This is a genomic window from Sphingomonas sp. AC435, from assembly GCF_979253005.1.
This window is the reverse complement of the sequence record NZ_CEEDCJ010000129.1, coordinates 1-232: the sequence shown is the minus strand read 5'-3', so window position 1 is coordinate 232 and position 232 is coordinate 1. Positions and strand designations below refer to the sequence as shown.

Annotated in this window: 1 pseudogene; it reads left to right on the top strand. The window is 72.4% G+C overall.

The features are described 5' to 3' along the window. A pseudogene (locus tag AC0CH8_RS19190) lies at window positions 1–232 on the top strand (DNA polymerase Y family protein); the annotation flags it as partial.

Genomic DNA, 232 nt, shown 5'->3' with positions numbered 1-232 from the left:
TCGACGCGCTGGAGACACGCAGCGAGGGTGGTCGCCGGTGGGAGGCGAAGCGGTTCCGCGCCGCTGGTCAGATCCAGCGGCTGCGCGTGGACACCGGCCGCCCGACGCGCGACGTATCGCTGCTGATGCGGCTGTTCGCGGAGCGGATCGACGGGCTCGCCGCTCCGCTCGACCCCGGGTTCGGCTATGACCTGATCCGGCTCGACGTGGTGCTGGCGGAGCGGCTCGACAC